Origin of the sequence: Mesorhizobium sp. M1A.F.Ca.IN.020.06.1.1 (genome assembly GCF_004023265.1) — a bacterium.
Lineage (GTDB): Bacteria > Pseudomonadota > Alphaproteobacteria > Rhizobiales > Rhizobiaceae > Mesorhizobium.
The window spans coordinates 1-11,923 of sequence record NZ_RZSR01000060.1; the positions used below are offsets into that span (position 1 = coordinate 1).

The 11,923-nt window shown below is 64.4% G+C and carries 10 protein-coding genes; 7 read left to right on the forward strand and 3 right to left on the reverse strand.

What is annotated here, in order from left to right:
* From EOA60_RS04910 to EOA60_RS04925, 3 genes are all read right to left on the reverse strand, one after another.
* Positions 1-1,276: SDR family oxidoreductase (locus EOA60_RS04910; RefSeq protein WP_164899189.1), on the reverse strand; the 1,276-nt coding region annotated here is incomplete at its 3' end.
* Positions 1,277-1,349: 73 nt separating this feature from the next.
* Entirely contained in the window at positions 1,350-1,826 is a 477-nt protein-coding gene (locus EOA60_RS04915; protein ID WP_095800528.1) for a hypothetical protein, read from the reverse strand.
* Positions 1,827-2,374: 548 nt separating this feature from the next.
* On the reverse strand, positions 2,375-3,556 hold the full coding sequence (locus tag EOA60_RS04925) for an SGNH/GDSL hydrolase family protein (RefSeq protein ID WP_164747343.1): 1,182 nt from the start codon (positions 3,554-3,556) through the stop codon (positions 2,375-2,377).
* A 362-nt stretch (positions 3,557-3,918) separates the two neighbouring features.
* Here EOA60_RS04925 and EOA60_RS04930 point away from each other — a divergent pair, with 362 nt between their 5' ends.
* The 7 genes from EOA60_RS04930 to EOA60_RS04960 form a co-directional block, all read left to right on the forward strand.
* On the forward strand, positions 3,919-5,031 hold the full coding sequence (locus EOA60_RS04930; protein WP_128311110.1) for a sugar ABC transporter substrate-binding protein: 1,113 nt from the start codon (positions 3,919-3,921) through the stop codon (positions 5,029-5,031).
* Positions 5,032-5,105: 74 nt separating this feature from the next.
* Positions 5,106-6,626, forward strand: coding sequence for a sugar ABC transporter ATP-binding protein (locus EOA60_RS04935; protein ID WP_095823465.1), 1,521 nt, complete (start codon positions 5,106-5,108; stop codon positions 6,624-6,626).
* Between the two features lie 17 nt (positions 6,627-6,643).
* The gene (locus EOA60_RS04940; RefSeq protein WP_164748133.1) at positions 6,644-7,594 is read left to right on the forward strand and encodes an ABC transporter permease; all 951 of its coding nucleotides are present in this window, start codon (positions 6,644-6,646) and stop codon (positions 7,592-7,594) included.
* Positions 7,595-7,765: 171 nt separating this feature from the next.
* Positions 7,766-8,650 carry an AraC family transcriptional regulator gene (locus tag EOA60_RS04945; protein WP_095823467.1) on the forward strand — a complete coding sequence of 295 codons (885 nt, stop codon included), beginning with the start codon at positions 7,766-7,768 and terminating at the stop codon, positions 8,648-8,650.
* A gap of 197 nt (positions 8,651-8,847) precedes the next feature.
* Positions 8,848-10,455, forward strand: coding sequence for an FGGY-family carbohydrate kinase (locus EOA60_RS04950; RefSeq protein WP_095823468.1), 1,608 nt, complete (start codon positions 8,848-8,850; stop codon positions 10,453-10,455).
* A gap of 111 nt (positions 10,456-10,566) precedes the next feature.
* Positions 10,567-10,959 carry a hypothetical protein gene (locus EOA60_RS04955; protein ID WP_095823594.1) on the forward strand — a complete coding sequence of 131 codons (393 nt, stop codon included), beginning with the start codon at positions 10,567-10,569 and terminating at the stop codon, positions 10,957-10,959.
* A gap of 49 nt (positions 10,960-11,008) precedes the next feature.
* Positions 11,009-11,923, forward strand: a 915-nt coding sequence (locus tag EOA60_RS04960) for an NADH-quinone oxidoreductase subunit D (RefSeq protein ID WP_128311111.1), incomplete at its 3' end; no start/stop codon positions are given.

Genomic DNA, 11,923 nt, shown 5'->3' on the forward strand with positions numbered 1-11,923 from the left:
CCTCCAGGATCGCCAATGCGACGAAGTGCAGAAGAACGATCGGCAGGATCTTCATCAGCGGGCCGAGCGGTTCATTCCACAGATCGGGCCGCAGGAGCGTGCCGGCCAATGCATAAAAAACGCATACGCCGATCGCTCCCCAGAGCCCAACGCGCGCGGTTTTGCGAAGCGCGATGAGAAGGCCGATGACCAGGTCGGCCAGCGCGCCGGCGATGACCAACGGCGCCGCCAGCGCGCTCACCGCGGTACCGATCAGGAGTTGGACGCCGCTCTGCCATCCGGTTGTCAAGGATATGATTCCGGTCATGATCCAGAAGAACGGCAGCACCGTGAAGATCGCGGGTTTGATGAAGTAGAGGCCGGCAAACCACCTGTCCTGCACCGTGGCTGGGTTTGCGGCGAGTGCTGTCGGGAGACCTCGCGGCTCGATCCCGGTTATCGCCTTCCAGGGTCCGGGATCACCGGTGGCTCCCCGGCTGATCTCAAGGGCGGCGTTGGTGCGCATGGGAGGGCGCCATCCCAGCACACTGACGGCGTCACCCAGCCGATAAAGTAGACGCGCCGCCCATCTCGGGAGAGCCAGGACGCGAGCCTCGTCCCATCCAAGCCACCTGCGGTAATGCGCGACTACCTCCTCCATTGCGAAGGCGTCCGGACCAGCAAGGTCGAGAGCGATCCGTGACGGGCTGTCAGGGCTGAGGAAAAACGCCACCGTTTCGACCACGTCCTCAAGTTGAACCACCTGCAGACGGCCGGAGCCGGGCATGGAGGGCAGCAGAGGAAGCGCGGCAAGGCCGCGAAACAGGGCGCTCGCTCCAAAAACGGGGCGGCCCAGAACGACGGAGGGTCTCAGCACGACCCAATCCAAGTCGAGCGTCATCAAGGCCTCCTCGCCGGCATATTTGCTGGCGGAGAAGGCCGAGGGTTGCTCACGATCGACGCCGATAGCGGAAAAGTGGATGACCCGGCGCACCCCGGCTTGCTGGCAGGCACGAAACAGCGCCGCTGCGCCCAATGCATGAACCCCTGTCGCATTTTCGCTGGCGCTGTCCTGCAGAACACCGGCACAATTCACCACCACGTCAACGCCTTGAAGAGCACTGCCCCAGTTCTCGGGGGCGAGCGCCTTCGCCATATCGATGGCGACCGTTCCCGCCTCCCCGGCCCGGCTTGATCGGCGTCGTGAGGCCCGCACGACCTCGTGCCCTGACGCGACCAAACGCGCGCACACCGCTGTGCCGATGAGACCGTTCGATCCCGTTACGAGAACCTTCATTGCCGATGTCCCGCCGGACAAGACAGCGCGGCGGGCCGAAGGGTCGGATCGTTCCGCAGAACGCGCCGCCCGGTCACCGGCTTCTCCTCTCGGCTTGCTGGTCGAACGCCTCGATGGCGGCGCGTTCCATTTCTCTCAGTGATCTCGAAAGCGTCAGGCCCCAAACGACATGAGCTGCAATCATCAGCATGTTTCTCCTGATGGGGTGACGGTGCGCCGGGGTCAGAATGCGGGCGGCGGGAATCCAACCGAGATAGCTCAGCGCCCAGATGCATAAACCATAGGCGATCCCGCTCCCTCGAGTGGTGGGCAGCAGGGCAAACAAAGCACCGGTGAGACCGCCAAACCCGAAATGCGCAAGCAGTGTTCTTGAACGTGCTTCGCGCTCGTCAACAGCTGGAAAAGTGCGGTCGACGATCTCGCGAGGCGGGAGCGGATAGCGCTCGTCGTCGGGCAGGACTGCGTGCAGGCGCCTCATCGTTGATGTCATCGCCATGGTCGCCGCGACGCCTGCCACAGCCCCAAGCAACGCCTTATTGAGCGGCCGCATTGCTCACCATCTCTTCTCCATTGGGATCGAAAGACGACCTTTGCGTCCAGCCTGACGTCGACGCTTCAGGCCAGAAGCAAGAATCAACGCCGTCGTCCTCGACCCTCACTTCGCTTTAAAACCTCCATCAACCCGGCAAGCCGGTCAGGGAGCCACCTCTCGGTCCGAAACAGCGGAAGTGCACGCAGATGGCGCCTCATTATCTCACTGGAAAACTGGCGCCTCAGTAGCTGCGCAATCTGCTCATTATTATGTCTTCTATGTCCAACCATTTTCGTGACCGCAATCGGTTCGGTCACCAAACCGGAAAGACTTGCAGTTTGTTCCTGGACAGCTGAGCTCTTCTGTCAGGTCCATTATGCTAAGTGCTCGTCGTCCTGTTCTGAGGTTGGCCATCCGTGTTTTCGCCGAATTGCACCCGACGACGGGCGCCGATATTGGAGCACGACCGGGGCGGGTCGCACCAAGAATGGTGACATGGGCAGCGCCGCCAACATCCAGAAGGCGCCGGCGCGGGCAGCAGCCGCCACTCGCAGAACCAGGTAATCCTATTGGCCGCGAAGCAAGCTCTCGAAAGCTTCCTCGAACAGCCTAGCCATCTCGGCATAGCCGCCGTCGGACGGATGCAGGCCGTCGCCGCAATCGAAGGCGGCGAGCAGCCTCGACGGGTTGGCGGGATCGGCCAGCGCACGCTCGAAATCGACGACGGCATCGGCTTCGCCCGATGTCCTGATCCAGGCGTTCACCGCCTCGCGGTCGCGCTCCTTGGTCGCAGAGTAGAAGGTTCTGAGCGGCTGGCCTTCGAAGGCGCCACCGAAGGGCGGCAGCGTGCCAAGCAGCACCTTGATGCCGTTGAGGCGGGCGCGTGCGATCAATTGCCGGTAAGCCGCGATCAGGCTTTCGACGGCGACGGCCTCCTGACGGCCGGCAAGCATGGTTTCCGGCCAGCCGATGTCGTTGATGCCTTCCAGCACCGAGACCCATCGGACGTTGGGAAAGCCCAGAACGTCGCGGTCGAAGCGGGCGAGCGCGTTGGCGCCGCGGGCGCGGCTGGCAAGCACGCGGTTGCCGCCGATCCCCTGGTTGAGGACGCCGATGCCTGACAGCCGGCCGCTTTTCGCAAACCGCTCCGCCAGCCGGTCCGGCCAGCGCGCATTGCCGTCGACGGTCGAGCCGAAGCCGTCGGTGATGGAATCGCCGAGACAAACCAGAGAGCCACTGTCCGGCCCGCTCTCGACCAGCACGGCGCTGAGGAAATAGCGGCTGGTCGAGGTCTGCTGCACCGGCAGTTCGGCTGCGCCGGCGAAGTCGCCGATTTCGGAGATGTAGGCGGTCTGCTGCGCCTCGTAGTGATAGGTCTCGATCGGAGCGAAATCGGGGAAATAGAGGCTGATCGCGATCTGCCCGAGATCGGGAACCGCTAGGTCCACAACATCGCTGAGCAGCGGCGCGCCGGGCGCTAGATCGGTCTGCCGTTCGCCGCCGAACGTCACCTGCCGGATGCTGCCGGCGTCGACCGCGCCGTCTTTCGCGGCAAGCGCGACGGTCGCGGCGCCGATCCGAATCGGCGAGGCGCCATATTCGTTGGACAGCCTCAATCGCAACCTCTCACCGCCGGTGCTGACGCGCACGACTTGGCGTACCGTCTGCCGGTGGAAGCCATAGAGCACGGCGTCTCCCGGCCAGACGTTCATCGGGCTTGCGCTCCAGGTTCCGATCCAGTGCTTCATTCTCTCCATCCCTTCGGTTTCGACGCGCGGCCCTCCGCCAGACAGATAGCCGCGGCTTGCGGCGCGAGCTACCGGTTGCGCTTTCCGCGACACATAGATTTTTGACTCCGAATGCAACGCGCCGGAGGTCGAGCATGTTGTAGCGCAGTCGTAATCGCGGCCTCGGCTTTCACTAGCGGAATCAAAAAAGTACTAACACCCGCCCCGGAACGTGGTGGCTGGCCGGATAGCGCGCGCCTAGCCTGATCAGATCGTCCGGGGGAGGAAACGTTCCGGGGGATGTTTGGGGCTGAGTGCCCCGCCGGGCGGGCTTGGTGGAAAGCTCTACCGGCAAAGATTCCAACCATTTCAGGGAGCGAGACATGGGTTGCGAGACCAAGAGCTTAACATTGAACCGCCGCGCGCTTTTGCAGGGCGCGGCAGCCACTGCCGGCGGCCTGTTGCTGGCGGGCGGCGAGCGCGCCGCGGCGCAAGGCACGACCTCCAAGGTTGTGGCTTGGGAGACCGGCTATCTCGGCTTCTTCTTCTTCGTCGTGCTGCAGGAGGCGCTGAAGCGCGAGGTCGAAGGCCTCGGCCTGGAATTCGTCGGCAAGGACGCCAATGGCGATGCCAACGCGCAGGTCAACGACTGGAACAGCCTGCTCTTGCAGAAGCCGCGCTACCTCATTTCCGACGCGCTGGATTCGGAGCTGCTCATCCCACTGAGCAAGAAGGCGAAGTCGCTCGGCGTGCCGCTCGGCATGGTCGACACCGTGCTTACCGGCGGAGAGGTAGCCGCTTCGGTGACCTTCGACAACAAGCAGTCGGGCGTCATGGCGGCGGAGAAGACCGCCGAGCTGCTCACCAAGAAGCACGGCTCGCCGAAGGGCAGCGTGCTCAACAATTACGGCTCGCTGACCGCGGTGGCGCTGCGCGATCGCAAAGACGGTTTCGAGGACACGCTTAAGAGCAAATATCCCGACATCGAGATCATCTCGCGGCCGCAGAACAACCAGCATGAGCAGGCGCTCGCCGTGGTCTCGGCGACGCTGCGCGAGCGGCCGGACCTCGACGCCATCCACATGCCGACCGACATCTTCGTCGTTGATGCCCGCAAGGCGCTCGAAACGCAGAAACGGCTGTTCCCGGTCGGCCATGAGAAGCACATCATCCTGACCAGCATCGATGCCTCGCCGAATGCGCTGGAATGGGTGAAGGCGGGTGAGATCGACGCCGACATCGCGCAGGACCCGATCGCCTATGTCGAGATCGTCGTCGACCTGCTGGAAGAGTACACGCTGAAGGGCAAGCCGGTTCCGATCGGACCTTACGCAAACAAGAAGTATTTTTGGGAGAAGGGCACGATCGCCGACAGCCCGTCCGGCCCGCTGCTCACCATCCCGCCCTACTTCCTCACCAAGGAAAATGCCGACGACCCGCGCCACTGGGCCAATGTCGTGACCCAGGTGTGGAAGATGCAGCAGAACGCCGGCTGAGATCGCAGCCGACGAGGCGGGTGAGAACGCGCCCATCGCGTTCTCACCTCATTTCGAGATTGCCGGTTATCCCAATGGTCAACGCCGACGGCACAATCGTGCCCGATAGCCTTGCGCAGGACGGTGCCAACGCTGTTCTGACCGTCGACAATGTCTTCAAGCGCTTCGGCCCGCTTGCGGTGTTGGACGGCGTCTCGCTGAGCGTGTCGCGGGGCGCGATCCATGGCCTGCTCGGCAAGAACGGCGCCGGCAAATCGACGCTATCCAACATCATCGCCGGCCTGTTGCGCCTCGACAGTGGCACCATCCTGTTGAATGGGGAGGACGTGTCGGCTCTGCCGTTGACGGCGCGCAAGAAGCGCGGACTCCACCTTCTGTCGCAGCATTCGGAGATCTTCGAAGACCTTTCGATCGGCGAGAACCTTCTGCTGCCGGATCTGCCGAGACGCTACGGCCTGACCGACTGGCCCGCGCTCCGCCGCCTGGCGGCGCGCCAGCTCGAAAGCCATGGCATGCCGGTCGACCCGAGGCGGCGCGCCGGCGACCTCGGCGCCAGCGACAGGCGCAGGCTCGCCATCATCAAGGCGGTCGCGGCCGAAGCCTCGCTGATCATCCTCGACGAGCCGACCGCAGGCCTTGCGGCGGCCGAGCGGCTGCATCTGCTGGAATGGGTCGAGAGCCTCACCCAACGGGGCACGTCTTTCATCTACATCTCGCACCACAACGACGAGGTGCGCCAGCTCTGTTCGGAATACACGGTGCTGCGCGACGGCAAGGTGACCGCCAGCGGCAAAGCGGCGGAGCTTTCGGCCGAGGCCATGGCGCGCGTCATCACCGGCGCCGACGTCGCCGAATTCCACCGCGCCCGCAAGGATCATGGCGCGGCCATCGAGCTCAGCGGGCTATCCTTTTCCGGCGGCGGCCCGGTCGATCTTGCGATCGGCCACGGCGAGATCGTCGGCCTCGTCGGCCTGCTCGGCGAAGGGCCGCAGGAATTGATGCGGGCGCTGGGCGGCCTGCTGCCAATCGAGGCCGGTGCCGTCCTGATCGATGGCCGGGAAGCGCGTCTCGGCTCGCCGGGGCAGAGCCTCGGCTCGGGCATTGCCTACCTCACCCATGACCGCATCGGCGAAGGCCTGGTCGGCTCGATGTCGGTGACCGAGAACCTCAACCTCGGCAATTGGCCGCTATCGCTCGGCTGGCTGGTGAGCGGCGCCGGCATGAACCGCCGCATGCGCGAGGCGCGCGGCGCCATGGAGATCGTCATGGGCAGCGGCGCCCAGGAGATCGGCGAGTTGTCTGGCGGCAACCAGCAGAAGGTGCTGCTTGGCCGGCTGCTGGAACGCAAGCCGAGATTGCTTCTGCTCGACGAACCGACCGTCGGCGTCGATGTCGCCGCCAAGGAGCAGATCCACCGCCTGATCGACGGTGCGACGAAGGCGGGCGTTAGCGTGCTTCTGCTCGCGCAGGACCCGGAAGAGATGCAGCGCCTCGTCGACCGCGTGGTGATCTTCTCCAAGGGTCGAATCGCGCGAATGCTGCGCGGCGCCGAGATCACCATCGATGCGATCGCCGAAGCGAGAGCGGCGCGATGACAGGGGCAGTATCAGACATGACCAGCAAGAAATTCCTTCTCGACAATGTGGTCTGGATCCTGATCATCGTGTTCAGCATCCTCGCCGGCTTCCTCAATCCCTTCTTCCTTTCGGAAGGCAATCTGCAGAACGTGCTGGTGCAGGCCACCACGCTGGGCGTGCTAGTGCTGGCGGTCTCCTTCACGCTTCTGGTCGGCGAGATCGATCTCTCGGTGGTCGGCAATCTGGTCTTCTCGAGCATGGTCGGCGCCTATGCCATGCAGCAGTTCGGCGTCCACTGGACGCTGGCCGTGCTCATCACCATCGTTGCCGGGGTGCTCGTCGGTCTGCTCAACGGCTACTTCGTCGCCTATTTGCGCATGAATTCGCTGATCGCGACGCTGGCCATGGGGCTTTTTCTGCAAGGCGCGGTGCTCGGCGCCACCCACGCCCGCACCATGGTGGTGACCGATGAAGGCTACAGCTACATTGGCAGCGCCACCATCGGCAGCTGGCCGGTAATGCCGATCGCCCTCTTCGTCGCCTATCTCCTGGCGCATGTCGTGCTTGCTTATTCGGCCTGGGGTCGCAACCTCTATGCCACCGGCGGCAACCGCCGGGCGGCGAATGCCGCAGGCATCAACGTCAAGCGCGCGAGGCGCGGCGCCTTCAGCGCTTCCGGCTTCCTCGCTGGAGTGGCCGGCTTCCTCTACACCTCCTATCTCGGCGGCGTCAGCGTGACCGTCGGCAGCACGACGCTGCTCTATGCCGTGGCAGCACCCGTCATCGGCGGCGTTTCGCTGTTCGGCGGCCGCGGCCGCGTCATCGGCATGCTCGGCGGCACGCTGCTCATCACCGTCATCCAGACCGGCCTGCAGCTCATCAACGTCTCGGCCTATTACATTCAGATGATCGGCGGCGCGATGATCCTGCTTGCGATCGCCGTCGATGCCTTCCGCATAAGGAGCGAGGAACGCGGCGTCGTTTGAGGCGCCGCTCAGCGGCGTGGAGGCTCAGAATAGTCAAAAAAGTACCAATGGAGTGACGCGAACATGGTGGCGAAGATCTTGTCGGCTCGGTAGCTTGGCTGACATGAGGCCGAAACCGGACGGCGCGTCGTAGAGGGGACGCGCCTTGGCTTCAATACGGGAGGAGCAGCGATGAAACCCGATCTTGAAGTTGTGCAGATCAGGCCGGGCGAGTCTTTCACTGCCTGGTCGCACGGTTACCCGTTCCGCACGGTGCGCTGGCATTTCCATCCGGAATACGAACTGCATCTCATCGTCGCCACCCGCGGCCGCTATTTCGTCGGCGACTTCATCGGCGAGTTCGAGCCGGGCAATCTGGTGCTGACCGGCCCCAACCTGCCGCACAACTGGGTGAGCGATGTGCCGAAGGACGCGACGGTGCCGCTGCGCTGCCGCATCATCCAGTTCAATGAAGGCTTTATCGACGGCGCCATCAACACCTTCCCCGAGCTCGCGGCGCTGACGCCGGTGCTCGAAGCCTCGCGCCGCGGCGTGCTGTTCAGCCGCCAGACCAGCAAGCAGCTTGGCCCGCTGATGGAAGAGATCATGAATTCGCAAGGCGTGCGCCGCATCGAACTGTTCATGATGATAATGGGTCTGCTCAGCCGCGCCGAAGGCGCGCGCATGCTGGCCAGCGCGAGCTACCTGCCCGATCCGTCGGGCTATATGTCGGCCGGCATCAACAAGGCGCTTGCCTATCTGCGCGAGAACCTGACCCAGCCCTTCAGCGAGACGGACCTGGCCGCCATCGCCGGCCAGTCGCCCAGTGTATTCTCCCGCTCCTTCCGCCAGCACACCGGTATGACGCTGGTTCAGTATGTGAAGCGGCTGCGTATCAACCTGGCCTGCCAGATGCTGATGAGCGACGAGCAGGCTTCGATCACCAGCATCTGCTTCGAGGTCGGCTACAACACCCTTTCCAACTTCAACCGGCAGTTTCTCGCCGAAAAGGGCATGACGCCCTCGCATTTCCGGCGGCTGACACTGCACAACATCAACCGGGCGAAAGCGGCCTAGCCAGCCGGCACGACAAGCAGCGGCGTCGAATTGGCATGGGCAAACGTGCGCGGCAAGGCAAAGCTTTGCCTGCGCCGCTAGCCGGAACGGCAACACCGATAGGGAACGAAGGTGACATCACCGTCCGCGACCTTGTCATCCTGCCGCAAAGCAATGACCTATAGCAACCGAACGGATCGGGCGAAGGATCTGAAGTTATGAGCAGTCATTTCATCGGCATCGACATCGGCACCGGCAGTGCCCGCGCGGGCGTCTTCGACGAAGCGGGCGCCATGCTTGCGTCCGCCAAGGCCGACATCGCCACCTGGCATGCCGAAGGCCATATCGTCGAGCAATCGAGTAATGACATCTGGCGCGCCGTTGCTACGACCGTCCGCGAGGCGGTGTCGCTTGCCGGCATCTCGGCGCAGTCGGTGCATGGCATCGGCTTCGACGCCACCTGCTCGCTTGTCGTTCTGGGGCCGGGTGGCGAGCCGCTGACGGTCAGCCCGTCAGGGGATCCCGAGCGCAACATCATCGTCTGGATGGACCACCGCGCCACCGAGCAGGCGCGCAGGATCAACGGCACCGGCGAGGACGTGCTGCGCTATGTCGGCGGCACAATCTCGCCCGAGATGGAAACCCCGAAGCTCTTATGGCTCGCCGAGAACATGCCGCGGACCTTCGCCGCGGCATGGCAGTTCATGGATCTCGCCGATTTCCTCACCTGGCGTGCGACCGGCAGCCTGGCGCGCTCGACCTGCACGGTGACTTGCAAGTGGACCTATCTCGCGCATGAGGCACGCTGGGATGATGGCTATTTTCGCAAGGTCGGGCTCGGCGCGCTCGCGGATGAGAAATTTGCCCGGATCGGCACCGAGGTCGTGGCGCCGGGGAGCGCGCTCCCCAACGGCTTGACGAGCGAGGCGGCGGCCGAGCTTGGCCTTTTGCCCGGAACGCCGGTCGCCGCCGGAATGATCGATGCCCATGCCGGCGGCATCGGCTCGGTCGGCGCGCACGGCGGCGCCGGCGATGTGACCACGCGCATGGCCTATGTCTTCGGCACCTCGGCCTGCACCATGACGACGACCGAGCAGGCGGCTTTCGTGCCGGGCGTGTGGGGGCCCTATTTCTCCGCTATGGTGCCCGGGCTGTGGCTGAACGAAGGTGGCCAGTCGGCCGCGGGCGCCGCCATCGATCGCCTGGTCGGCATGCACCCCGCCGCCGTCGAGCTGGCGGGGATCGCGGCGCGAGGCGGCCAGAACCTCAGCCAGTGGCTGGCGCAGGAGGCGGAGCGGCATGGCGGTGCGGCGAAGGCGGACAGACTGGTCGGCGGCCTGCATGTCGTTCCCGAATTTCTAGGCAATCGTGCCCCCTTGGCCAATCCCGACGCGCGCGGACTGGTCGCCGGCTTGGACATGGCGACCGGGGCCGACAGTCTCGTCGCGCTCTATGTCGCCGGCCTCTGCGGCCTCGGCTATGGCGCCCGCCAGATCCTGGCGGCCATGCATGGCCGCGGCATCAAGATCGACACGATCGCCATCAGCGGCGGCGCCGGGCAGAGCCCGCTCGTGCGGCAGCTCATCGCCGACTCCACCGGCAAGGTGGTCTACGCGCCAACGTCCCCCGAGCCGGTGCTGCTCGGCTCAGCGATGCTCGGCGCGGTGGCCGCCGGGCGCCACTCCGACCTTCGCGCGGCCATGGCGGCGATGTCGGAGGTGGGCGAGGTCTATTCGCCGAACGCCGCGCTCGCTGCCTGCCACGACAGGCGCTTTGCCGCGTTCGAACGCCTGCAGGCTGCTGCGCTGTCAGTTTTGGCTGTGTGAGATATCCAGCCGTCGCCCGCCAACATTCACCGTCACTTGCCCTCTTGGGCCGGAACCATCGCCGGGCGGAGGGGTTGTGTCGTCAGACTTCGATACATGGAAGGAAAGACGATGCGGACATTGATGATGCTCGCTCTTTCGACCCTTGCCCTGGCGCAGCCGGTCTCGGCTCAACACGCCGATCCGCAACCGCCCCAGGTTCTGCCCCCGGCTGAACAACCTCGGCTCGACCAGGTGCAACCCGATCCGGGAAGTTCCGGCCAGACCGTTATCAACGTCGTGGTGGTGGCGATGGAGGACCTGCCCGCGGAGATCAAGGTCCAGGCCGAAGCCGTGGTCACCAGGACAACCGCCACGGACCTGGCCAGGCTGCAGAAATCGATCGATGCCTCGCCCGAGGCGGTATCGGTGCTGCATGCGAACGGGCTGAATTCCTCGCAGGTCGTCGCCGCCAACATCGATGGCGACGGCACGCTGACGCTGATCATCCAGACCACGACATGATCGGCGCCGCCGCGCGCCAAACAAAACGAGAGTCCGCGAAGAGGCCGCCATGGCCGAAACCGCAATTCGCAACTTCACGCTCAACTTCGGACCGCAGCACCCCTCGGCGCATGGCGTGCTCAGGCTGGTGCTGCAACTCGACGGTGAGATCGTCGACCGCGCCGATCCGCATATCGGCCTACTCCACCGCGGCACCGAGAAGCTGATCGAATACAAGAACTATCTGCAGGCCCTGCCCTATTTCGACCGGCTCGACTATGTGGCGCCGATGAACCAGGAGCATGCCTTCTGCCTCGCCGCCGAGAAGCTGCTCGAAATATCGGTTCCCCGGCGCGGACAGCTTATCCGCGTCCTGTTTTGCGAGATCGGCCGGCTGTTGTCGCACCTGCTCAACGTCACCACGCAGGCGATGGATATCGGCGCGCTGACGCCGCCGCTCTGGGGCTTCGCCGAGCGGGAGAGGCTGATGGTCTTTTATGAGCGCGCGTCGGGCGCGCGTATGCATGCCAACTATTTCAGGATCGGCGGCGTGCATCAGGATCTGCCGGGAGAGTTGCTAGACGACATCTGGAATTTCTGTGATCCCTTCCTGGGAACATTGAGCAATCTCGATGAACTCCTGACCGAAAACCGTATCTTCAAGCAGCGCAATGTCGACGTCGGCGTGATCGGACAGGACGATGCCTGGGCCTGGGGTTTCTCCGGCCCGATGGTGCGCGGCTCGGGCGCGGCCTGGGATTTGCGCAAGGCGCAACCCTATGAATGCTATCCCGAAATGGATTTCGACATTCCGGTCGGCAAGCACGGCGACTGCTACGACCGCTATCTCGTGCGCATGGAGGAGATGCGGCAGTCGGTTAGGATCATGAGGCAATGTCTGGAGAAGCTGCGCTTGCCCGACGGGCACGGCCCGGTCGCCGTACCGAACCAGAAGATCACGCCGCCGCCGCGCGCCACCATGAAG